Source organism: Streptomyces cinnabarinus, assembly GCF_027270315.1.
Taxonomy (GTDB): Bacteria; Actinomycetota; Actinomycetes; order Streptomycetales; family Streptomycetaceae; genus Streptomyces; species Streptomyces cinnabarinus.
In genome coordinates this window covers 9,056,337-9,078,052 of record NZ_CP114413.1, presented here as the reverse complement: position 1 = coordinate 9,078,052, position 21,716 = coordinate 9,056,337, and the positions used below count along the sequence as shown (strand labels likewise).

The following is a 21,716-nucleotide window of genomic DNA, read 5'->3' as shown; positions in this document are numbered from 1 at the left end:
GTACCCGGGCCTCCAGGTCGTCGCCGTCATCGACAGACCACAGTCGGCATAACCGTGACACCAGTGGCCGGTAAGCCGCATGCGCACCCCTGCAGCCGCCTCCTGCCGATCGGTGATACCCAGACCCGCAGGCGCAGAATGCAGCGTGACCACAAAGAGCCCATGGAAGGGCGCTCAGAACACAGCCGCAGTTACAGGGAGCACACTCCCGACGCGACCGGCAACAACCAGCATCCCCGGACCAACCCCGCAGGCGGGGGGGGCAGATGCGGCCGAGCAGAGCGATGACGATCTCGTTGGGACCATCTCCGCGGAGCGAGGGGCTTCGGGACGTCGGGCGCGGCGCCTGTCGGCCCCGTCCGTCCGCCACGGGGGAAGCGGACGGGCGGGCGGTCAAGTGTCCCGGTGGTCAGTTCACGGTCACGGACCATGCTCCACGCGAGAGGGTGAGGGTGCCCTCCGGGTCGATCCGGACCCGCGCCCCGTACACGGGCAGTGTGCCCTCGCGGTTGAGACGGTTCTGAACGCGCTCCAGTTCTCGCCACAGCCGCCGGGGGCCGCCCTGGTGCACCGTCGGCGAGTCCAGGAAGCCTGCCGCTGTGGCGCGGGCCCAGGAGCCGTCAGCGTGCAGCATCCACACCGTGCGCCTCTCGCCCTCCTCCAGGCGGTAGTCGATCTCCGGAACAGACAGCGCCAGCATGGACGACACGTCCCATGCGTCCGGCGGGTACAGCAGCGGATACCGGCTCGTCGAAACCTCTTCGCCGTCCGCCCACTTCACCTTCTCCCACAGCTCACTCGTGGGCCGGGGCGCGTAGTCCTCGCCATGCCGGGTGCGCATGAAGCCCGCCCGGTACGGGGAGATCTGGCCGACCGCGCCGCCGTCCTTCGTCTTGTCGGCGACAACGATCAGCCCCGTTCCCGCGATCGTGGTCACCAGCCTGCCACCGAACTTCAGCGCAGTCAGCCACGAGGACGGGATGGGCCGCACAGACACCGTGGACACAATCCGGTCGTACTCCCCCGGAAGCCGGCCCGTGATGTCACAGACAGCCAGGTGCGGGCGCAGGCCGATCAACTCCAGCCGGGCACCTGCCGTCCCCACCAAATACGGGTCCACGTCCACGCTGGTGACGTTCTGCGCCCCGATCCGGCGGCTGGCGAGCGCGGTCCCGTAACCGGTCCCGGTCGTCACCAGCACGCGCAAGTCCTCGGCGAGCACCGCATGCCGGTACATGTCCACGACCAGGACAGGGAGAGTGGAGGACGACGTGGGCAGGCCCTCCGCCACGGCACCCGGCTCGGCATGATCGGCATGCAGCGGACCAACACGGGTCACCAACGTATCGTTGGTGTAAGCCGCTTGCATCCACGCCTGCGGATCATCCTCACCGACCCTCAGACGCCACCGGCCGCCGGCGTTCTCCCACCAACGGGGCACAAACACATGCCGCGGCGTGACGGCCAAGGGCTCATACCAGCGGGATTCGGGCCGGACGGTGTCCGCCGCCAGGCGCCGCGCGTGCGTCTCCCAATCCATAGGATCAGTCTCCTAGTACGCCGGGTCACACGCTTCGGTGTTGGCCGGATCGCAGTCGTTCGAGTCGGCCGGCGTGCAAGCTCCCTTGGCTGCGCCAGGCGAGGGCATGCAGGAATCCTCGTCCGGCGTGCAACCGGACCGAGTCCGGGCCGGGATGACGGCAGCGACCTCGGCCCACTTCGGGGAGGCGAATACGGCCGCCAGGCCCTGAGTCTTCACGTCGCCAGCAGGGAGGAACCGCCCCAGTACGCAGGGGGTGACCTGACCGTCCGGCATGACCGCAGCACGGCCCCGGGCCCAGTTGCCGCACAGTACCGATGCGGTCGGCAGGACCTTGACCACGCCTCTTCCTGCAGCTTTGTCAGCGGCGGACGCGTTTCTCAACCACTTTCACCGCTCGCGGCATATTGCACATTGTCGGTGTGCTCAGTGCTGGAATGCTTCCTCGTATTGAGAAACCACGGACGATTCGGGTTTGGGGTCTTCCCCGCCCCGGAGCCTGCAGGGCTGGCCCCCGATGTGGTACTGGAGGTACCATGTCTCAGCCCAAGGCCATGAACCTACGTTTCCCCGATCCGGCCCAGCGCGCCGCGATCGAGGCCGCCGCACGGCAGGCTGGGGTCAGCTTGCAGGAGTACATCCTGTCCGCCGCCTACGATCGCGCCACTGCCGTAGAGGCCCGCTACCTCGAGGCGTTCAGAGCATCGATGTCCCGCAGTGGCGACGCTTTCACCGAGGGGGCCGGCGCGGCAGATCCCAGCCAGGAGCGGCGCGCCGTGGAACTGGCTGCACGGCAGGAAATTGAGGGGCAGGAGAATCGGGGTCACGCCGCGTGACGCAGCACGAACCGCTCCACCCGCTTGATGTGACCTTCCTTCTGCACGCCGCCGAGTTGCTGCCTGGCGATCCACAGGTGGACGATCTCGGCCCGCTGTACGCGGCCGTAGCCCGGGCCAACGCCCGGGCTCTGGAACGCGACGTCTACGGGTCCGTGTACCTCAAAGCGGCCGCGCTGCTGCAGACGCTGGTGAGACTGCCACCGCTGGAGCACTCCAACGAAGCCTTCGCCTGGCACTCCGCAGAGGCATACCTCACCCTGAACGGGTACCGCCTCGACTACCCACCCAAAGAAGCGGCCACTCTCGTGCGGGATGCGGCCTCCGGCACAATGGGGGTCGGCCTGATCGCCCGCCAGCTACGTACCTGGAAGGCCGCCGACTGATGACCTGAGCGCCCCGGCAGCGGGTCCGCGAGACCACGACGGCGCTCGCTGAAACCGGCACTGACCACAGTTCCATGAACCAGAACGCCTGCGGCGCCAGCGATAGTCACAAGCGCCGATCGCCCCGCCTCCCCACCGTAGAGCAAGCCGCTGCGGTGAATGATCCTCAAGCAGCCTGGCAGGAACGGCTGAACAGCCTTGACTGACTAAGCAGACCTTGTCCTGACGTCGCCACCAGCAAGCACCCGGGCCTCCACCGGCAGCCGCCGCGCACCGCCCCGCTCAACGAGACCACTGCGGCGCCCCACCCACGCAGCTACCCCGCAGCAACGACACGGCGCGCTGCCTCAACCCTCTGGCGATGAGCCGTACGCAGTTCCTTCAGGACCGCAGTGTTCTTGTCGATGTCCGCCTGCTGGAGCGCCGATTCGGCCTTGAACCAAATGTCGAGCAGGCCCGTCTCCTCCTTGCACCCGACATCCGCTGCCGCGGTCTGCTTCTCCTTCGCGGAGACGTCTTCGCCCTTGAACGCCTTGTCGTTCAGCGGCTGAAGCGGCGACGCATAGCGGAACCCGGCCTCCTCCATACACGCCGACCACGCACCAAAGCCCTTCTGGACCGACGGCTCGGTCAGGGCGTCCTCGTAGCTCTGCGTGGAGATGCGGCGGGCGATCTGGGCGGCCTGCGGATGGTCGTACTTCGCGAGCTTCGCCACCGACTGGCCCAGGCAGCCTCTGGCGGGAACTTCCTTCCCCTTGTACACGATCCGCTCGCCACCGGCCGGGTCGGCCTGCCGGCTGCCGTAGAACACCCGCAGCTCCTCATCTGTCAGACCCGGAGCCTCGGGAAGGGGGCCGAGGTCGGGGTGGTAGCCAAGGCGTGCTGCCTCGTCCGCGCTGGCCAGCCCATAGCGGCGGTCGGCGGGCGCGGGCGACCGGGTGTCCTGCTGAGGCGGTTCGTAGTCGATGCCGAAGGAGTGCAGGCAGCGCTGCGTCAGTATCTGCTCGGCGGACTCGATCGTGGCGGTCTCGGTGTCGGTGTAGCTGTACCGGGCGATGGGCAGCCGGTCCATGTAGGAAACCTGCTGCTCCGGCGCCGCACTGCCGCTCGGTGCGGGCGGATTCGTCGCGGCCCCTCCCTGGCCGCCCCCCTCGCCCGAGCCGCTCCCTGAGGAGCAGCCGAGCAGGGCGGCGGCCAGGACCAGGCATACGGGTGCCAGGCGTCGCATACGTGTCAGAACTTGTAGCAGTTGCCGTCGTAACGGCCGTAGCCGAAGGACGCGTTCTCGTTGTACGTGTTCTTGAGCTGCGACGCCCCGTCCATCTTCGGGATCGAGTCACATGCGCCCGCGAGGTTGCTGTTGTAGTAGATGACCAGGTTGTAGTAGGACAAGTTCCACGCCGACGCGGCATTGTTCTTCACGTACTGGCCCTGACCCGCCCCGCCGGAAAGGAACTTGTAGCCGTCCAGGCTGTAGTGGTCAAAGCCCGTGAACATGGTGTACGAGCCCTTGTAGCTGCTGTTGTAGTAGAACTGCATGCAGTAGTCCTGCGAGTTAGGACAGGTCAGACCCGCCGCGGCGTTCGCCTGCGGCGCCGTGCCCAGGGACAGGCCCGCCGCGGCAACAGCCGTCACGCCGAGGGATGCAAGCTTCCGGCTCACACGCATAGCACATCTCCAATGCTCGTCAAAATACGGGGATTTGGTGCAGCCGGCCCGCACCCCCGAGACATAGGGGCTCCGGCTGGACCTGAACGGTTACGGCAGAACTACGCCTTGGCCACCAAGACCGCCGGGCGGCCAAGAGGTTGAGCCCCTCACCGACCCTGGCAAGCCGAGGCCGGGGACAGGTCAAAGCCGCATGCTCGACGCACCTTTCAACAGCGTCTGGATGACAGCGGCCCGGGACAGCAACAACGCCCACCGCGCCCACCTGCCGGCGTACCCGCGACCGGGCGGGCAGGAGCAAGCTTGCCGCCCGACCAACACCCTTTCAACGCAACCCAGTTGCAGAGAAATCCACTCCCCCCACACAACACCATCACCCACCGCCAAAACCGGTGCCTGCGCGGTATGCGGTCACGGGCGCCGTCTGCCCATCGGGTTCGCCTCCCGCTCGCCCGGATCCACCAGGTCCAGGAACTGCTTCCGGGCGGCCTCGATGTCGGCTTCCAGCGTCGCGCGGACGTGGGCGGCCACCGCAGCGACGTCTGCAGCGTCGCCCGGGTCGGCCGCCCAGGTCGCCGCGACCAGCCCGGCCTCCACGACCAGGGCTCCGGTGTCCGGCGCCGGGTATCCGCAGTCCTCGCACAGCCCAGCCGAGCATTCCTGACCGCAGCCCTCGCACGGCAGCTCCTGCCGCACCGCTTGGGCGTCCGCAGCCTCCTGCCGCGCCCGCTCCGCCCGCTCCCGGCCAGCCGCACGGGCCTCTTTCGTGCCCGCTGGCCATCGCACGCGCCATGAGACCTTGAGAGCGCCGAGCAGACCAGCTCCATGTGAGCTGAGTCACACGCGTGGAGTTCTTTGCCGCTCGTACCGTCCGCAGGAGCCGTAATGCAGAGAGCAGAGCGTCCTAAGGAGTAGCACGGTGGCCGAAGCGCCCGCGGGAGTCCCGCCGATGGCCCATATGACCGACGAGTCAGGCACCGCTGAGTACATGTTGGTCGCCCATCCCACAGAGAAGGCCACGCCTGAGATCCCGAAGAACAACCTCTTTGAAAATCTCACGCTGGTGCGATGGGAAGGAGAAGGGTTCGCAAGAGTATCCAGCGGGTTTGATGCGCTCAAGGCCATGGTCCCCATGCGGAGCGCGCCGAGTGAAGGTCCGCGCGACCTGACGCTGCTCCTCGGGGTGCGTCTCCTGGTGACCACACCTCCCTTTCAACAGCTTCCCGAGCTAGTGAGGTTGGGAAGCGCTTTGGGTGCCGGAAGTCGGTTTGCCGCCCAGTCCTCCATCGACACGTGGCAGCAGCCGGAGTTCCGCAGGAATGCGCTGGACGCAGTCGCGTCGAAGCACTTGGCCCTGCCGACAAGCGAGCGCTGGCGCGAAGCGGTCTCGACGGCACTTCTCGGAGACTGGACGGCGCCCCTGGAACGCGGGGACCGTCTGTCGTCTACCAGCGCGGTGACCGCGTTGAGAGCCGAAGCTCGTACGCTGCACCGGCAGTTGGTGCCGCTGTGGCGGCGGCGCACGCGGCACGGTCGAGTGCTGTCCCTGGACGCCGACCTCGGCGGCCTGTCACTTCACGACCTGGTCGCCGACGACTTCCGCAGTCTCTCCCACACGGCAGACGGAGTGTTCGAGGACGAGCGGCTGAACATGGTGCTGCGTGGTCTCAACGAGACGGAGCGGCAGGTGGTGTTCGCCTACGCCGAGGGCGATGGGGCCACTTGGACGGAGGCCGCGACCGTGGCCGGCGCTGACGAGCCCGAGATGTTCGGCGAGCGGGTCCGCCGAAAGGCCAAGCGGCTCGCCAGAGAGCAGGCGCGTCGTGCTGCCGCGCGACATGATGCCATCTCGTCGGCTCTCCTCGGTGGGGAGCGGCAGCGGTGAACAGCGTGCACGGACCGAGGCGGCACTTCCCGGTCGTTGTCCCCGCACCATCCTCACCGGCTTCCGGGCAGGCCGCACCACCTCACCTGCTCCACGTCACGCCCACCGACAACGGCCTTACGCGGGGCCGAGAACGAGGGTCCATGCTGGGAGACCTCACCCGGCAGCCCGAACTGGTCCAAGCGCTCAAGCTCCGCGGTAAGGCCAGCGGAGCACTTGAGAATCTGCTGGGAATCAGGGAAAGCCTCCCTCCCAAAGCTGTCGATCGCTTCGCCTCCCGCGTTCTGGCGGTTGCCCGCAGCGAGCGGTGGCGGGAAGCCCTGACCACAGCTTCATTGGGTAGTTGGTGCGATCCCCTGTTCGCCACTGGGTACCTGCCAGCCAGCGCGCTTGGAGCCCTCAAAGCGGAGGCGCGAGCAGTACACCGCCAGCTGGTGCCGGTGTGGCGGCGCCGGACCCGGGCCGGACGGGTGCTGTCCCTGGACGCCGGCCTCGGCAACGGACTGTCGCTGCACGACCTGGTCGCCGCCGACCTCGACCTGCTCACCCGCACAGCGGACGGTGTGTTCGACGACGAGCGGCTCAACACGGTGCTGCGCGGCCTGGCCCCGGCCGAACGCGCGGTCGTGTTCGCGTATGCCGAGGGCGAGGGCACCACCTGGGCCGAGGCCGCAACCACCATCGGATCCAACGACCCGGACGCACTTGGCGAGCGAGTCCGGCGCAAGGCCAAGCGGCTCGCCGCCGAACAGCGACGCCGTATCGGGCAACGACGAGCATGAAAGCGGCGCCCGTGGTCTTCTCCAAGATTCTTTGCCGGTAGGGCCGGCGCCCAGGGCCGAGAGGTGAAGACCACAGATCGAAGGAAGCCAGGAAAGTGATCATTCTCCTCGTGCTGGCCCTGTCCATCCTCGGACTCCTCGTCTGGCGGGCCATGGACAAAGCCAGCACCACCGACGTCACCGGCATCGTCAGGGGCGGTCTCACGGCGATCGTGACACTCGTCCTGACCTACGCCGCCCTGCGCGTCCTGCCACCCGAGTCCGCGGCCGATCTGCTGCACAGCGCCTTCACGGCACTGAGGACAGCCTGAAACACCCCAGCCCCTCGGGCCTCCTCAGTGCGGCGCGGGCGTCAAGTTCACCCCGGGTACAGCGTTCGGGATCGAGCGCACGGTGCGCATCGGCTTCGCGGACGACACCGACACGCTGCGCACCGGACTCCATTTGACCAGACGATTCCTCGAACACCTGGCCCGGGCATAAAGGGTCATTGTCCCGTCTCGGCTCCGAGTCGCACCCAGTCGACGGCGGATCGGCCCGGTGGTGCGCTGCTTGTAGTGGTTCGCGGCGGATCAGGGCGCGATGTGGTCACGCACCGCTTTCCTCGGGTCGCCTGATCTGCGCGAGGATCCGACGAGCTTCGTCGCGGACACCGTGGTCGGCATCTCCCGCCAGTTCCTTCAGCTGCAAGATCAGGCGGTCCGTGCCCTCGTCCGTCATCCAGGCAGCATCGCCATTGAGGGCAGCGTTGAGCTCATCCGCGGTCCAGGTCTCGGTGACCCGGCTCATTGCCATCACTACGCAACGCAGACCAACGGCGTCCTTGCGTGCCAACAGGGCGTGGGCCGTCTCCTGGGTAACTCCTGTGTCCTGGGCATCGAGAAGAAGGCGAACGAGGACATCTGCCATTTCCTCGATTCGGGTGGACATCGCAAGCTGCCGCCCGGCAGCAACGCGCACTGCCCAGTCCGGGGACGCGGCGTCCTTGATCGCCCTGCTCAGCTCGTGATCGTCGTAAGAGGTCATGTCCCCAGCCTGCCGTAGAAGAGCCGGCGTCCAGACGTACGTGCGGCTCCTCGACGGCACACCCCGCCGCGCAGCAGCGAGCGGTATTCGCCAGGCCTGAGGGGAAGCTCTTCGCGTCGCAGCCCGATGCACCGCTTCCGACGGTGCGTGCGTCGCACCGTCCACGTGGTCCTGGCCTGGCTACCAGGGCCGCGCGGTCACGGATTCCGTATCCTTGCGGCATGCGCATGCGCCCCACCCTGAGCTGGGCTCCTGCCGAGGACCTGCCGCCCGGCACCACGGATCTGGCACCGGTCGTCGATACCCTGAGCGCCGGCGGTGTGCTGGTACTCAGCGGAGCGGGCCTCTCCACGGAGTCGGGCATCCCCGACTACCGGGGCGAGGGCGGAAGCCTTGGCCGGCACACGCCGATGACGTACCAGGAGTTCACTGCCAGCGCCCAGGCACGCCGCCGGTACTGGGCACGCAGCCATCTCGGCTGGCGCACCTTCGGTCGTGCCCGCCCCAACGCCGGCCACCGGGCCGTCGCCGCGTTCGAGCGACACGGACTGCTCTCGGGTGTGATCACTCAGAACGTCGACGGCCTGCATCAAGCCGCAGGCAGCAGCAACGTCGTTCAGCTGCACGGCAGTCTCGAACGGATCGTCTGCATGTCCTGCGGGGCCGTCAGCTCACGCCGTGAACTCGCCCTGCGTCTGGAGGAGGCCAATGCGGGCTTCGAGCCGGTGGCCGCCGGCATCAATCCTGACGGCGATGCCGACCTCACCGACGCACAGGTCGGGGACTTCCGCGTGATGCCCTGCGTGATCTGCGGCGGCATCCTCAAACCGGACGTCGTCTTCTTCGGTGAATCCGTCCCCCCACCGCGCGTCGAACAGTGCCGTCAACTGGTCCGGGAAGCGACATCGCTGCTGGTCCTGGGTTCGTCGCTCACCGTGATGTCCGGCCTGCGGTTCGTCCGTCAGGCATCCCAAGCCTCCAAACCGGTGCTCATCGTCAACCGGGATGCCACCCGGGGTGACCGGTACGCCCTTACCCGCGTCGCGCTCCCGCTGGGAGCAGCCCTGACCAGTGTGGCCGACCACCTGAACCGCCCTCTCGACGACAACCGCTGACCTCCGTCGCCCTCGCAGAGCCCAGCCGAGCCTCGCCCGCTCGCCTTCCACGCCGGTCCGCGACTCGGGATGCTGCGCCCACATCTGCTGTGCCCTGCTCTGCCCGCGCTTCGAACTCGACCGGGCCGACCGCATGATCAGGTCCGCCCCGACCCGACCTGTGAGGAAGGCCCGAGCCTGTCCCCCAGCGCCCGGTCACACAGCGGACCCGAGGGCGCCGGTGGCGATGAACGCCTCCCGGCGGCCACGGCTATGCCGGCGCCCGGTGCTCACCGCGCCTGGCGCGCGGCAGAGCGCTCGAGGACCCACAGCCGTCGTGCCAGGCTGCCCAGCGGGGCTCGGCGTGCCTCGGCGAGTTCGGGCGGGCTGACAAAGCCGGCGTCTTCCAGACAGTCCAGGGCGGTGTTGAGGTCGGCTTGTATCGCCGCGCGGTCGTCGTCGTCCAGAGCGGCCACACGGGCGGCGAACTCCTCGAAGGCCGGCCGCGCCACGACGGGGACGCCCCGGCGGGCCGCCTGTTGGGCCATGGGCACGCTCACCACGCAGGAGACGGTCACGGCGATCTGGACCCCGCACAGGCTCCACAACCACCAGGACTGCTCGGCCCAGGACGCGGCCGCGAGAAGGCCGGCCGAGATCAGGGCGAAGCAGGCCTCGAAGCCGGCCAGGAGCGTCTCCCGCGCCGTGGCCCTCGCCCTGCCGGTCCGGGTCCGCTGCCATTCGAGGACCCGCAGCAGCAGATGGGCGGCCGAGATCAGCCCGATCACGCCGTACAGGTTGGCGGCGTCGTCCGCGTCCTTCACCGCGAAGATCGTCAGCACAGGCAGAGCCAGAGGCGCGAAGAGGACCGCGAGCCACGCCGCGTCCAGCGCATGGTCCCATCCACGCCTGTCCCGGTCGAGATCGGCGCCCGCCGCCACCGCCGCCTCGTACACCTCGGGCACCCGGCCGAACGCACTCGACTCCAGATCACTCCACCGAAGAGGAGCGATCACACCGTTCACCACCGCCTCCGCATACGCAGCAGCCGTGGACGATGCTTCTGTAGTGGACATCAGCCCGTGTACTCCCTGCTCACTCACCCGCCACCTCGACGGCCCGCGGAACATAACAGCAGCCCCACCCGCCGACAACACCCCCGACCCCGGCACCCATCGCGGCTCCCCCTGACCGTGAACGCCTCGCACAGAACACGTGGTCGTCCACGGCACGCGTGCGCGGAGCAGCAAGGCGCAGAACTTCCCTCAGCGTCTCGCCGGATGCACCGAAAGGACGCAGCATCGCCTCACATCGGTGGGTCACCACTCTCCAGTCACACGCCTTCATGACCCGCCAACCGCACGCGACAGTGGCGGCACCCGGCCTACGAGCGGATTGGTGCCGCGGACACGGCGTCAGATGGTGCTGCCGGGCCGTACCAGTGCTGTAGCGCCTGGTGGAGCCCGTCGGCGTGGCCGTGGCCCGCAGTGCGCAGCCAGGCGGTGTGCCCGTCCGGCCGCAGGAGGATGGCGTGGAGTTCGGGATGGCCGGGGCATGCCGCGGTGACGAGGTCCACTCGGTCTGCCCATCCTGCGGCCGACTCACGGATGGCGCTTCCTCCGGTCAGGTCGAGCAGCAGGCCACGTCCCGAGGCGAGCAGCTCGGCCAGGCGCGTACAGCCGTCTTGCGTGGTCAGTTCTAGGTCGGGCGCCAGACGGCCAAGCCAGGGATGGTCGGCATCAGGACGCATCTGGTACCGGGTGTCCAGTGCGGTGATGGTCTCGGCGAAGGCGCGGTTTCCCGCAGGGTGGCCGGCGATGCGGGTCAGCAGGTCGGTGAGCGGCCCAAGCCGATCGTTGGCCTCGCCGAGCAGCACCTGGGCCCGCGTGTTGGCCAGCACATGCGCACCGGCGGTGTGGCGTTCGGCGTGATAACTGTCGAGCAGATGTGCCGGTGCGGTGCCGCGGATGGTGGCGGCGAGTTTCCAGCCGAGGTTGAACGCGTCGTCCAGGGCGACATTGACGCCGATCGCCCCGGCCGGCGGGTGGATGTGCGCGGCGTCCCCGGCCAGGATGATCCGGCCCCGGACGTACTCGGCAGCCTGCCGGGCGGCGTCGCCGAACCGGGTCAGCCAGCGCGCGGCGCGCAGCTCAATGTGGCGGCTGAGCGCGTCGTCCACCGCGCTTTGGAGCAGGTTCAGGGTGACCGGAGTGTCCTTGTCCGCTGGGGGTTGCTGGTCGGAGGTGATGATCCTGACGTAGCCGGGGCGGGGTATGACGAAGACAGCACCGCCGGGTCCGGTGGTCGCGCCGAACGGCAACGCGTCGGGGTCGGCGAGCTCGACGTCGCCGAGCAAGGAGAAACGGGTCGCCTCGGTACCGGGGAAGTCGATGCCGGCCTGTTTACGGACGGTGCTACGGCCCCCGTCGCAACCGACCAGGTATTTGGCCCGGACGCGATACTCACCGTCGCCGGTGGCGACAGCGGCGGTGACAGACTCGGAATCCTGTTCCAAGGCGAGCAGTTCGTGTCCGCGCCGGATGTCAGCTCCCCGGCGAAGAGCGTGCTCCTCAAGGATTTCCTCGACCCTGGTCTGCGGGATGCCCAGCGAGTACGGATGGCCGGTATGCGTGCCCGCGAGGGTGAGCGTCACCGGCAGGCCGGAGAACGCGGCGTGGGGCACTTGCCAGCCCTCGCCGGCCAGCCTCTCCGCGAGACCGCGCCGTGCCAGCAGGTCCAGGGAGCGGGCGTTGAGGTTGAAGCCCCGGACGAAGCCCGGCCGCTGCGCGTGGCGTTCGACAACGACGGTGTCGACGCCGGCGAGCCGGAGCTCGCTGGCAAGTAACAGCCCGGCCGGGCCGGCTCCCACGATCAACACGCCGGTCATCGGGTGCTTCCTTTCCCGTCTGAGGGGGCGGACCAGGTCCAGCCCTGTTCGGTTCGCTCGGCCTCGGGCCACAACAGACTGCCGTCGCCGATCTCGGCGATCGTGCGCCGCGTCCAGGCCAACTCAGCCTCCCAGGCGTGCAACGCGCACTCGACTTCGATCATGAACAACCGGGGAACCGCACCAGCGCCGACCGTGTCGGCCAGCACCCTGTTCGTCTCATCGATCCGCTGGACCAGATGCCTCACCCGTTCGGCCAGTGCCTCTGCCGCCCTGTCCGGGCCCAGGGCGCCGAGGTAGGACACCGCGGCCATGAACTTCGGGTACTCCGCGACGGGCATGCGGAGGAGCTCGTCGATCCAGCGAACGAACTCGCTCTGGCCCAACTCGGTTGTCGCGTACACGGTTCGCTCCGGCCGCCTGCCGTCGCGCGCCGTCTCCACCGGCTCGATCCAGCCATGCCGAACCAACGCCTCGACGGTGTCGTACAGCGACCCAGAGTTGACCTTGAAGCTGCTGTCCTTGTGCCGCTCCCGCAGGGTGGACGCCATCTCATACGGGTGCATCGGCTGCTCCTGCAACAGCCCCAGCACGGCCAACGCCAGCGTGTTGGAGATCTTCCGCTTCGCCATCTACATCACCGAGCCCAAATAGTCGGATCCGACTATACGGAATCGGCTACTGGAGGCAAGCCTGCGGCTTCAGTTGCGGGTCGACGGCGAACGCGGGTCTCTCAAACGGTCCTTCACCGGAGCACGATCGGAAGTGAGCCACCGGACGCCTGTCGATCTTCGATCGGTTCTCAGAACCCGTTCTCGCTCAGAAGCAGGGTGAACCCCGTTCCGAGACTTGCAGTGTGCGAAAGCTCGGGGCCATGACGGACCCTCACAACCCCCCGCCGGGCGACGCGGACGACGTCGAGCGCCAGCCCTCCCCCCGCTGCAGCGTCCAGCCGGATCGCCCTGCAGCTCACGCGGCGGTGAGGTCGCCGACGCCCGCCCACCGGCCGGTCCACGAACGTGGCCCGGCTCGCGAAGTCGCTGCGGGTGCCAACCCCGGCCGACCGGGCACCGGACAGCCGTGGCGGCCCGGCACCCCGCCCCCGATGCCGGGGTCCAGGACACGCCAGGCGCGGACATCCGCATCGGCCACGCCCGCTGCCCGACCCTCGACCAGGAACTCGACTCGCAGCTCAACGCCCTCACAGCGCACGGCATCCAGCGCAACAGGGTGTTCAGCGAGAAGTCCCGTACCCGCGTGCGGGTGCGTCCCAGTCTGAGGACCGCCCCCAAAGAGGGGCTCGGACAGAATCCCCGTGCCGCGCCGGGGCCTCGGCCGCGGCGAATTCGCGCTGCGGGGCAGGCAGGTGCTCGAACCGGGCGGTGTAGGGGGTGGGGCGCAAGAATGGGCCGCCGCCACCTCCACAGAGTCACGGCATGGCCTCGAGGCACGTGCACTGGCCCACTTCAGCGCCCCAGACGACGCGTGGTCCAACAGCGAACCGCGGTACTCGTCTTCCCACCAGGCTCCTCAATCAACCACCGCACGCCCCTCAGGTGCACCAGCCGATCACAGCCCGATCAACTGAACGATCCCATGGCTCACAAGCGCCCCAACTCTTCGATAGGGCCGTCACTCGAAGAATCGTTTTTTCTAGTGAGTCATGCATCCGACAGCAGAGGCGGAGGGTACCGTTATCGATACCTGTGTACTTGCCCGGCGCCACCTGCAGATCTTCTTTTGACGTTACGCACGCGAACGCAGCTGACATCCATTCAGCATGCCAGACCGCCTGACCTGTCCGGTCTGGTCAACTCAATTAGGGAGAGTGACGCGTGACAGAAGACATTGTAACTGCTGCTCTCGCCAAGATTTCCGAAGGATCCGGCGCCAGGCTTATCGACCTCATCCGCCGCCACCTTTCACAGCATCAGGAGCCTTCACAGGAGTTGGAAGTCCTGACCCTGGCGGAACATGGAACTATCTCCGCGGATGACAAGCGTAAACTTGAGGCTCTGCTGCTCAAGCATGCGAGCCAGGACCCAACATTCCGGGAACACTTGCACAGGCTTGCGATGTCCGTAGGCGTCAACAACTCCGTGACATCCAGCACTGTACATAAACTGATTCAGGCTCAGAATGTCGGTAGCGTCTCGATGTGACGCACAAGGAGGCAGGGATACGAAGCGCTAAGGGCGCCGCTGCCGACCCGTGCCCGTAGGCAAGAACTGGAGGTAAGGCTCAGTGAATCCCGAGCAGGAGGGCGTTCCACATAATATTGCGGAACGCCTGTCGGCGAATCAGCTGCTGCAGGTGGGGTCGTCAGGGCCTATTTATGTCCAGCGGTCACCTGCAGCGAACCGCGCGGAAGTACCCCACATGCTGCCCGGTGCCGTGGGCCGGGTCATCGGCCGGTCGCACCTCCTTAAAGCCATGGACGACGCCATGGGATCATTAGGATCCCGATGCTGTGTGCTGTGGGGACTGGCCGGATCGGGCAAGACCACACTAGCCCTCGCATGGTCGGGTTCACGGCTGGAAAATTATCCCGACGGTCAATTCTTCGTCGACATGCAGGCCTACTCAAATGCCCCAAGGGTAGACCCCCGTGACGCATTGCGCACCTTCCTGGCCGCTCTCGGCGTCAACCGCTCCGACTTGACCGACGACACAGCATGGGGCAGCGCGTTCCTCGCAGCGACCGCAGGAAAGAAATGCCTGGTCATCATTGACAACGTGTCGACCTACGACGACGTCAGGGAGCTCGTCCCCGGCATGGGCTCCAGCCTGATCATCACCAGTCGACGCGCCATCCCCGAAATGATCATTCGACACCAGGCACAGGTCCTCAAATTGCCTCTGCTCAGCATCGAAGAAGGAATCGAACTGCTCGCGGAACGTGTGGGCTTCGTCCGCGTCGGCAGGGACAACCACAGCGCGACCCGCATCGTCGAACTGCTGGAAGGACACCCGCTGGCGCTTGCCATCGTCGCCGCCAAACTCGCCGTCCACACCACCTGGGACCTCCAGGACGCACTGGTGGGAATTCAGTCCGGAGACACCCCCCTACGGTTCCTCGACGACGCTGATCTCGGCATAGAGGTCGGAAGGGTCGTCTCTTGGTCCGTCGAAGACCTCGACCCAGAAACCAAGTACATCCTCTACGCAGCCTCGATGTTGCCCAACTCTGAGCTTTCCAGCGCCGTGCTGCGCCTCGTCCTCGATCAAGACGAAAGCAGATGCGACCGGACCTTGCGCGCACTGAGTCTCGCATCGCTGATCGACGAGATCAGCCGAGGGCACTACCGCATGCACGACATCATCCGGGCCTACCTCTCAGAAACCCGCGCCCAAGTACTGGACAGCGAGCAACAGACCGACATCGCCCGCCGGATCCGCACCACCTACCTCGCACTCAGCTTCGCAGCCGACCAAGCAATCGATCCCAACCGATCCCCCATCTCCCTTGGAGACACAGCAGAACGGATCGCCAGCGAGGTCCAGTTCACCGTTCCGGAGGCACTCACCTGGTTCAGCACCATCACACCCTCAATGGTGCGCCTGATGAGCGAAGGATCAGACACCCACGACTACGAGTTCGTCACCCGCTTCGCCTGGTGCGTCAACACCTACCTCTACTGGCGGCAAGACGTCCCCAAAACCCTTGAGGTTCACGAACGCGCCCTCCAAGCAGCCATCGTCGGCGACCACCCCATGGAAGCGCACTGCCGACGCGGCCTGGGCAGGGCGCTCGCCGACGCCGGACAGCTCGACTCCGCAAAGGAAGAACTCCTAGCGGCCCTCAGCATTGAAAGTGCCCGCGGCGACTGCAGCCAGACAGCATCCACCCAACACGCCATGGCGGAACTCTCACTCCGCTCCGGCGCCTACCACGAGGCGCTGCGTTGGGGGCTGCGCGCCGCGAGAGAATCCCGGCGCAACAACAACACCGTGCGCGAAGCGCGAGGCCTGTACGACGCTGCACGCGCCCTGATCGAGCTCGGACGCTACACCTGGGCCGAAGACCTGGGCCTGCGCAGCTTGGCAATGTGCGAGGAGAGCTCGAACGCATACGGCCGCGCCCTCGCCCTGCGCGTCCTGGGAACAACAGGAATCAGATCCGGAGACCTCGACAAGGGCTGCACCTGGTTGGAGCGTGCTTGGCGAGCCGAAGAAGCCCTCGGCAACTCCCGTTCCGTGCGAACGATTCTGCAGCAACTCGAAGACGCCTACACCCAAGTCGGGAACAACAGCGCGGTGGCCGAGGTCCATCGCGTCCTCACAGATCTCGATCGCTTCGTCAACGCAGGCGAGGCCGGGTGAAACGGCAACCATATGGCTCTGCGTCACACACCACTCGTCCCCTCTGATCGCTTGGCCAGCCCCTCCTCCTATCGCCAACTCTCCCGCCGCCAAGGGGACCTCCGCTTCCGCGCCATGCTCGACGATCTCATCGGGACACAAGCCCTTGGCACCTTGAGCCAAGCGCTCGCCCGCGAGGGAGCCGTCAGCACGACCGGACTCATTCCGACAGGCCATTTCGACGACTTCCGGCAGGATTACGACGCGGAGATGCATGCACGCGGCAGTCGCGGCACGCTGCACTCCTACCTCAACATCGCCTCGTCGAGACCGTTGCTGACCAACCCAGGCATGTGGGAAACCGTTGCGCACCCGCTCTTCACCGTCCTCATCGCCTACGCACTGGGCGGCCCCATAAGGGTCACCGACATGCGGGCCAAGGACACCTACCCGGTCGACGTCGTCGCCCGGGACAACACCCTGCACCTGGACAACAGCCCCTTCATGGACGAGTACAAAGTGGTGGTCACCTGGAGCTTGGGCAGCACGAGAGGACCTTCAGGCCAAGGACTCACGTACCTGCCTCGCACAAACCGGCTCTACAGACAGTGCTTCGTAGAGGCCGACGGGAGCGTCTGGAGCGACGAAGACGCCTGCATCTTTCCCTTCGAGAGTCGAGTCGACGAAGTACTCACGGCACAGGCGGACTTCCTCGAGACGCCCCACCCCGCCGTTGTTCACTTAACCGATCTCGACGCGCCATGCCATACGATCTTCGCGGCGAGCAGACTGGTCCACCATCGATACCGCACATCGACCGGAGCGGCCCGAAGCGCTGTCATGGCGTCCTTCCACCGCACCGATGACAGCGAGGAACACCTGGGCTCCGAAGTGCCCGGACATACACCGCTCAAACAGTTCCTCGTCGCCGGCGGAACACAAGACCAATTCCTCTCCGCCGTACACCACGAACTACCCGCCATCCATGCAGCCTTGAACCGACTCTCCGCAAGGCCCCACCTTGTAGTGAACCCCCGCCAATACACGCTCACGGGCAAAGCCCTCAGCCACTGGTATTCACGTCAATGCGCGGGCGTCACACTCAACGCCCTACGCACACGGCAGATGTCCCGGAAAAACGCAGACCGCACGGCTCCCGTCGAACGGCTCGTCCAAAGACTCCAGTACGACCTGCAAGGCCCTCTCAACATGCCCTTCTTCGCCGACATGAGAGAGACCCGGCGCAAACGCGCGCGGATCTGGCTTCGTGAAATGTCCCCTGAAGACATCCGCGAAGTCATCGATGCAGCGCGTACGGCCTCCCCCCACGCCACCAACACAGCTCAACAGGAAGCGCTCCACGGACCCCCACCCGCCCTGCGCAGTCTTCTGCAGGACCTCAGCCGGCTGCTGGCCCAATCACCGCCGGCAGCCGAATCCAGGGCCATACCGGAACCAGCAGACGCGTGGGCTGTTCGCTCCTTGCCTCCATTCATCCAGGACCTCACGACCACAGCGAGCTGGCTTGAGGACGGGGACGAGGACTCGCTGACCACAGCTACGGCGTTCGCCCTTCTCGCCTCCGCTCTGAGCGCACGACGGTTCAGTTTGGGAGACGAAGGCCGCCACATCACCGAACGGCTGCTTCAAGGCTACGTTGCCCTGGTGAACGACACCGCGGACGCTCACCCATGACATCCGATCGCCACGACCTCGACACCTACCTGCAGTCCGTCAACGAACAGATCCAAACGACCAAGATGTCATCGGAGATGTGGTTTCGAAGCCCTTCCCGGCACCAGATTCACGTAAATGACCGGTTCGTGCGATCGCTCATGCAGGAAGGGCTGGCCCCTGCGGCATCGCCCCTCACCACCTCCGCGGCTGAACAGCTAGACCGAGACCCAAGTGACCTGCGCAGTGCGTACTGGGCTCAAGCCACACGAACCCGAGACATCGCCGTCCGCTTCGGCGCGGCCGACCACGCGTCTCTCCACACGTACTTCACAGCCGACCCAGGCCGAAGCAGCCAAGCTGCCGGCGCACGGGCACGACGGACCGTGACCCCTTCCTCACCAGCGGACTACCTCATACGCAGCATCGACCGGCTCACCGCAACGACCGGCTCCCACCCGGCCGATTCCTGGCGCAAGATCATGCGCACACTGGCGCACGACTGGCCCCGCCTCGTCCATACATGCCAGGCATCACCAGACTCCGCGGTCCCTGCATCCCACATACTTCGCGAGTTCTACCACGCGACCGAAAGGGAAAACCTGCCGAGTAATGGCCCCAAGCAAACACCACCCAGCTCCCCAGGCGGCAGTCCATCGATAGTGCTCACGGAGGGCGAGGCCCGTGAGATGGCGACGTCGTACATGCTCGGCCGACTCCCGTTCACGGCCCAGGAATACGACATGGCGGCAAGACTGGTGACCATGCCTCGACTGCAGTCCGCGCTGCTCGCCGTGCAACTGCAGCTCACAGCCTCCTCCGTAGAGCCCCTGACACGACTCGTAGCAGGCATCGGGACACCGCGAGTCCTGCTGCCGTTCACCGAAGCCTTCGTCGACCGCTTCGACTACAGCTCGCCAGCGCGAATCGACTTGTGCCCGAACCCCAAGCTGATCACGGTCCTGTGCAACAACGTCGTTCCCGCCATCGCTGGCGAACTTATACGCAAAAGGGCTCGGGCCGCCGACCTGGACTCCGAGTCCATCCGGGCCGGTGTCATCGCAGCAAGACGACGCCACATCTATGAGATCGCGATCGCGCTCTTCAACCGAGCAGACACACTCCCCCGCCACATGATCACACTGTCCGGCTTTAACCGGCGTGTCTGCCCCGCCGCCGCACCATTCTCAGCATTTCTCGAACAATGGCTCCCCTACCACTTCGACCGCCATCCGTAACCTGGCCAGAGCTTGCCCACGTGTTGAGCCAGACCCCAGCTTGCGAGCCGAGCCGTGGCCGATCCCTACACCGTCGCGCAGCGCTTGGAGTCCTGGCGCGCCAAGTTGGGCTGGTGGGTCAGTTCGGGGAGCATGGCGCGACGTTCGCAATCCTTGGGCGAACTGGCTCCTCCTCTCCGAGGGATGCGTCGACAGCGAGCGAAAGGAACGTCACCTGTTGGGACATCTCCACCGGTGGAGGCCGCAGCGCGGTATCCGCCCGCAGCAGGGCGAGAGCCTCCTCAAGGCGTCCCGTCTCTTCCAGGATCCATGCTTTGCTGACCGTCAGACCGTACATACGGCGGCAGCGTCTTGGCGTAGGTGAGGGCTTCCTCGTAAACAGCAGGGGCTGTGTGGCTTACGGCGTTCACGCCCCAAAACGGGCACGCCATCCGGCGATGATGTAGTCACGGCAGGCGTCGATCCACCGCGGCCCTGGCTCGGGCCGTGGCACCAGCCGTGTGAAGTCGCCAGCAGGACGTGATCCCCACCCTCACCTCCGTACCGCGCCTCCCCGCCGCCCACTACCAAAGCCCCTTGAGCACGGCCGGATCCAGCAACGAGACCGTACCGGCACACCCATCCCGGCCACCGGCGTTCACGGCACAGAACAGACCTGGAACAAACGCGATTCCCTGCACCAGACACCTGTGACGCCCCGTCACGGCGACGGGCACGAGTCGACCGGATCCGGCCGGGCCGCTGATCTTGACGGCTGGGACCTTAGATGATCAATAAGATGGGCCACTTGGCTGTGCGACGGGCAGCACCGCAGGGCTAGGCAGCCCTTGGTGTTGTGTGCGGCGGGTCATGTTGCCGCGATGGCACCATGTTAGTTCTCGCGGGCCGGGCTGTGCCCGGTTGCGAGGCGAGTCTGTCCCTCGGGCATGGGCAAGACCGCCAGTGCGGTGTCTGCGATGTTCCGCAGCGACTCCGGGTCCAGGCCGGCCTTGCCTACCGCCTCGATTCCGCGGACCACCGTCAGCAGCAGTGCCGCCAACCGCTCCGGATCCGCAGCGCTGTCGATGTCGCCGTGGCGCTGGGCGGCGCTGATTTCCGTCCGCAGGAGGGTCAGCAGTGCCGTCATGGTCTCGGCCGACCGTCCGGCGACCGTCGGATCGTGCTGGGCCAGTTCCGCGGCGCCCTTGGCCAGCAGGCACCCGCGGTGATCGGTGTCGGAGGCGGTGTTCTCCGCCATGAGATGCACGTATGCCGCCAGCCGGTCCAAGGCCTCTGCGTCGGGACCACCTTCTAGCCGCGCTTCGGCCACCTCGACGACTGCGGTGCACCAGTCGCCGAACACACGGTGGAACAGCTTGCTCTTGTCGCCGAATGCGCCGTACAGGCTGCCCTTGCCCAGGCCGGTGGCCTGGGCGATGTCGTCCATGCGGGTTCCCGCGTAGCCGGTGGCCCAGAACTGTTCGCGGGCCCGCTCCAGGACTTGGCGTTCGTCGAATGCGCGTGGTCTCGCCATGGTCTCAGCCTATCGATTCTTGACTCGATCGTCCATTACTGCCTACGTTATGGACGATCCATTCCACAACTGAAGGGGTTCGACATGCCAGGCGTGCTGCAGGAGAAGGTGGCTGTGATCACGGGAGGGAGCAGCGGGATCGGGCTGGCCATCGCCCACCGCTTCGTCCGGGAGGGCGCACGGGTCTTCGTGACCGGCCGGGACATCGACCGTCTCGAAGCGGCGGTCAAGGAGCTGGGCCCTGCGGCCATCGGCGTACGATCCGATGTCTCGGTCCTGGCCGACCTGGACGCGCTCTACGCGCGAGTCCGCGAGGAGGCCGGACGCATCGACGTGCTGGTGGCCAACGCGGGAATCGTCGCGGACGCCGCGCTCGGCGGCCACACCGAGGCGAACGTCGACCTGACGCTCGCCGTCAACGTCAAGGGCCCGCTGTTCACCGTTCAGAAGGCGCTTCCGCTGCTGGCGGCGAACGCCTCCATCCTGGTCGTCGGCTCGAGCAACAGCGTGCGGCCCAATGAGCACCTCGAGGTCTACAGCGCCTCGAAGGCGGCAGTAAGCAACCTCGTGCACAACTGGGCCCGGCAGTCGCGTGAGCGCCGATTCCGGGTCAACGTGCTCAGCCCGGGACCCACGCGGACTCCTGGCCTGCTGGGCGCCGCGGGGCCGGAGGTCGACCAGTTCGCCGAGGCCGTCGTGCCACTGGGGCGGCTGGCCGACGCCGAGGAAATCGCCGAGGCCGCTCTCTTCCTGGCTTCGGACGCCTCGTCGTTCGTCACCGGCGCCGAACTCTTCGCCGACGGCGGCTACACGCGGGCCTGAACGACGGCCGGTGGTGCGATCCGGCTCCCTCGAAGCGATGTGGCGCACGCGTGTGCGTCGTAC

Annotated in this window: 21 protein-coding genes; 11 read left to right on the top strand and 10 right to left on the bottom strand. The window is 66.8% G+C overall.

The features are described from left to right. Positions 1 to 409: 409 nt before the first annotated feature. Together STRCI_RS40865 and STRCI_RS40860 are read right to left on the bottom strand one after the other, a co-directional pair. Complete coding sequence (locus tag STRCI_RS40865; RefSeq protein WP_269664071.1) at positions 410 to 1,540, bottom strand: methyltransferase domain-containing protein; 1,131 nt, start codon at positions 1,538 to 1,540, stop codon at positions 410 to 412. Positions 1,541 to 1,552: 12 nt separating this feature from the next. Next, positions 1,553 to 1,882: an SPASM domain-containing protein gene (locus STRCI_RS40860; protein ID WP_269664070.1), complete on the bottom strand. Its 330-nt coding sequence runs from the start codon at positions 1,880 to 1,882 to the stop codon at positions 1,553 to 1,555. A 194-nt stretch (positions 1,883 to 2,076) separates the two neighbouring features. On the opposite strand from STRCI_RS40860, the gene STRCI_RS40855 reads away from it, so the two are divergent. Both STRCI_RS40855 and STRCI_RS40850 read left to right on the top strand, forming a co-directional pair. Continuing rightward, positions 2,077 to 2,376 (top strand): type II toxin -antitoxin system TacA 1-like antitoxin, encoded by a 300-nt coding sequence (locus STRCI_RS40855; RefSeq protein WP_269664069.1) that lies wholly within the window; start codon positions 2,077 to 2,079, stop codon positions 2,374 to 2,376. Next, positions 2,373 to 2,762: a fic family toxin-antitoxin system, toxin component gene (locus STRCI_RS40850; protein ID WP_269664068.1), complete on the top strand. Its 390-nt coding sequence runs from the start codon at positions 2,373 to 2,375 to the stop codon at positions 2,760 to 2,762. The genes STRCI_RS40855 and STRCI_RS40850 overlap by 4 nt, the downstream gene beginning before the upstream one ends. A gap of 316 nt (positions 2,763 to 3,078) precedes the next feature. Here the strand turns inward: STRCI_RS40850 and STRCI_RS40845 are convergent, their stop codons facing one another. The 3 genes from STRCI_RS40845 to STRCI_RS40835 all read right to left on the bottom strand — a co-directional run bounded on the left by STRCI_RS40845 (position 3,079) and on the right by STRCI_RS40835 (position 5,216). Next, positions 3,079 to 3,834: a hypothetical protein gene (locus tag STRCI_RS40845; RefSeq protein ID WP_269664067.1), complete on the bottom strand. Its 756-nt coding sequence runs from the start codon at positions 3,832 to 3,834 to the stop codon at positions 3,079 to 3,081. Between the two features lie 161 nt (positions 3,835 to 3,995). After that, positions 3,996 to 4,424, bottom strand: a complete 429-nt coding sequence (locus STRCI_RS40840; protein ID WP_269664066.1) for a peptidase inhibitor family I36 protein — start codon at positions 4,422 to 4,424, stop codon at positions 3,996 to 3,998. 417 nt (positions 4,425 to 4,841) lie between these two features. Then, positions 4,842 to 5,216, bottom strand: a complete 375-nt coding sequence (locus STRCI_RS40835) for a hypothetical protein (protein ID WP_269664065.1) — start codon at positions 5,214 to 5,216, stop codon at positions 4,842 to 4,844. Between the two features lie 133 nt (positions 5,217 to 5,349). Between STRCI_RS40835 and STRCI_RS40830 the strand changes: the two genes are divergently transcribed. The 3 genes from STRCI_RS40830 to STRCI_RS40820 all read left to right on the top strand — a co-directional run bounded on the left by STRCI_RS40830 (position 5,350) and on the right by STRCI_RS40820 (position 7,408). Beyond that, positions 5,350 to 6,315: a hypothetical protein gene (locus STRCI_RS40830; protein WP_269664064.1), complete on the top strand. Its 966-nt coding sequence runs from the start codon at positions 5,350 to 5,352 to the stop codon at positions 6,313 to 6,315. A 434-nt stretch (positions 6,316 to 6,749) separates the two neighbouring features. Then, a complete protein-coding gene (locus STRCI_RS40825) occupies positions 6,750 to 7,097 on the top strand; it encodes a hypothetical protein (RefSeq protein WP_269664063.1) in 348 nt (115 codons plus the stop codon). A 95-nt stretch (positions 7,098 to 7,192) separates the two neighbouring features. Next, the gene (locus tag STRCI_RS40820; protein ID WP_269664062.1) at positions 7,193 to 7,408 is read left to right on the top strand and encodes a hypothetical protein; all 216 of its coding nucleotides are present in this window, start codon (positions 7,193 to 7,195) and stop codon (positions 7,406 to 7,408) included. A 277-nt stretch (positions 7,409 to 7,685) separates the two neighbouring features. Here the strand turns inward: STRCI_RS40820 and STRCI_RS40815 are convergent, their stop codons facing one another. Then, positions 7,686 to 8,123 (bottom strand): hypothetical protein, encoded by a 438-nt coding sequence (locus STRCI_RS40815; RefSeq protein WP_269664061.1) that lies wholly within the window; start codon positions 8,121 to 8,123, stop codon positions 7,686 to 7,688. Positions 8,124 to 8,344: 221 nt separating this feature from the next. Here STRCI_RS40815 and STRCI_RS40810 point away from each other — a divergent pair, with 221 nt between their 5' ends. Next, a complete protein-coding gene (locus STRCI_RS40810) occupies positions 8,345 to 9,238 on the top strand; it encodes an NAD-dependent protein deacetylase (RefSeq protein WP_269664060.1) in 894 nt (297 codons plus the stop codon). Between the two features lie 269 nt (positions 9,239 to 9,507). Here STRCI_RS40810 and STRCI_RS40805 read toward each other — a convergent pair whose 3' ends face one another. From STRCI_RS40805 to STRCI_RS40795, 3 genes are all read right to left on the bottom strand, one after another. Continuing rightward, a complete protein-coding gene (locus STRCI_RS40805; RefSeq protein ID WP_269664059.1) occupies positions 9,508 to 10,293 on the bottom strand; it encodes a hypothetical protein in 786 nt (261 codons plus the stop codon). A 308-nt stretch (positions 10,294 to 10,601) separates the two neighbouring features. Next, the gene (locus STRCI_RS40800) at positions 10,602 to 12,104 is read right to left on the bottom strand and encodes an FAD-dependent monooxygenase (RefSeq protein ID WP_269664058.1); all 1,503 of its coding nucleotides are present in this window, start codon (positions 12,102 to 12,104) and stop codon (positions 10,602 to 10,604) included. After that, complete coding sequence (locus STRCI_RS40795; protein WP_269664057.1) at positions 12,101 to 12,736, bottom strand: PadR family transcriptional regulator; 636 nt, start codon at positions 12,734 to 12,736, stop codon at positions 12,101 to 12,103. The genes STRCI_RS40800 and STRCI_RS40795 overlap by 4 nt, the downstream gene beginning before the upstream one ends. A gap of 1,203 nt (positions 12,737 to 13,939) precedes the next feature. Here STRCI_RS40795 and STRCI_RS40790 point away from each other — a divergent pair. The 4 genes from STRCI_RS40790 (at position 13,940) to STRCI_RS40775 (ending at position 19,318) form a co-directional block, all read left to right on the top strand. Next, positions 13,940 to 14,266 (top strand): hypothetical protein, encoded by a 327-nt coding sequence (locus tag STRCI_RS40790; protein WP_269664056.1) that lies wholly within the window; start codon positions 13,940 to 13,942, stop codon positions 14,264 to 14,266. 82 nt (positions 14,267 to 14,348) lie between these two features. Then, positions 14,349 to 16,427, top strand: coding sequence for an NB-ARC domain-containing protein (locus STRCI_RS40785; protein WP_269664055.1), 2,079 nt, complete (start codon positions 14,349 to 14,351; stop codon positions 16,425 to 16,427). Between the two features lie 114 nt (positions 16,428 to 16,541). Continuing rightward, entirely contained in the window at positions 16,542 to 18,101 is a 1,560-nt protein-coding gene (locus STRCI_RS40780; RefSeq protein ID WP_269664054.1) for a hypothetical protein, read from the top strand. Further along, on the top strand, positions 18,098 to 19,318 hold the full coding sequence (locus STRCI_RS40775; protein ID WP_269664053.1) for a hypothetical protein: 1,221 nt from the start codon (positions 18,098 to 18,100) through the stop codon (positions 19,316 to 19,318). The genes STRCI_RS40780 and STRCI_RS40775 overlap by 4 nt, the downstream gene beginning before the upstream one ends. A gap of 871 nt (positions 19,319 to 20,189) precedes the next feature. On the opposite strand, the gene STRCI_RS40770 is transcribed toward STRCI_RS40775, so the two are convergent. Next, a complete protein-coding gene (locus STRCI_RS40770; protein ID WP_269664052.1) occupies positions 20,190 to 20,831 on the bottom strand; it encodes a TetR/AcrR family transcriptional regulator in 642 nt (213 codons plus the stop codon). A gap of 84 nt (positions 20,832 to 20,915) precedes the next feature. On the opposite strand from STRCI_RS40770, the gene STRCI_RS40765 reads away from it, so the two are divergent. Next, positions 20,916 to 21,653, top strand: coding sequence for an SDR family NAD(P)-dependent oxidoreductase (locus STRCI_RS40765; protein WP_269664051.1), 738 nt, complete (start codon positions 20,916 to 20,918; stop codon positions 21,651 to 21,653). Positions 21,654 to 21,716: the final 63 nt, after the last annotated feature.

Bases quoted from the DNA above. Each gene is read 5' to 3' on its own strand.
- STRCI_RS40780 (WP_269664054.1), top strand. From the start codon at position 16,542: ATGCTCGACGATCTCATCGGGACACAAGCCCTTGGCACCTTGAGCCAA.
- STRCI_RS40775 (WP_269664053.1), top strand. From the start codon at position 18,098: ATGACATCCGATCGCCACGACCTCGACACCTACCTGCAGTCCGTCAAC.
- STRCI_RS40855 (WP_269664069.1), top strand. From the start codon at position 2,077: ATGTCTCAGCCCAAGGCCATGAACCTACGTTTCCCCGATCCGGCCCAG.
- STRCI_RS40845 (WP_269664067.1), bottom strand. From the start codon at position 3,834: ATGGACCGGCTGCCCATCGCCCGGTACAGCTACACCGACACCGAGACC.
- STRCI_RS40810 (WP_269664060.1), top strand. From the start codon at position 8,345: ATGCGCATGCGCCCCACCCTGAGCTGGGCTCCTGCCGAGGACCTGCCG.
- STRCI_RS40795 (WP_269664057.1), bottom strand. From the start codon at position 12,736: ATGGCGAAGCGGAAGATCTCCAACACGCTGGCGTTGGCCGTGCTGGGG.
- STRCI_RS40765 (WP_269664051.1), top strand. From the start codon at position 20,916: ATGCCAGGCGTGCTGCAGGAGAAGGTGGCTGTGATCACGGGAGGGAGC.
- STRCI_RS40805 (WP_269664059.1), bottom strand. From the start codon at position 10,293: ATGTCCACTACAGAAGCATCGTCCACGGCTGCTGCGTATGCGGAGGCG.
- STRCI_RS40770 (WP_269664052.1), bottom strand. From the start codon at position 20,831: ATGGCGAGACCACGCGCATTCGACGAACGCCAAGTCCTGGAGCGGGCC.
- STRCI_RS40800 (WP_269664058.1), bottom strand. From the start codon at position 12,104: ATGACCGGCGTGTTGATCGTGGGAGCCGGCCCGGCCGGGCTGTTACTT.
- STRCI_RS40815 (WP_269664061.1), bottom strand. From the start codon at position 8,123: ATGACCTCTTACGACGATCACGAGCTGAGCAGGGCGATCAAGGACGCC.
- STRCI_RS40865 (WP_269664071.1), bottom strand. From the start codon at position 1,540: ATGGATTGGGAGACGCACGCGCGGCGCCTGGCGGCGGACACCGTCCGG.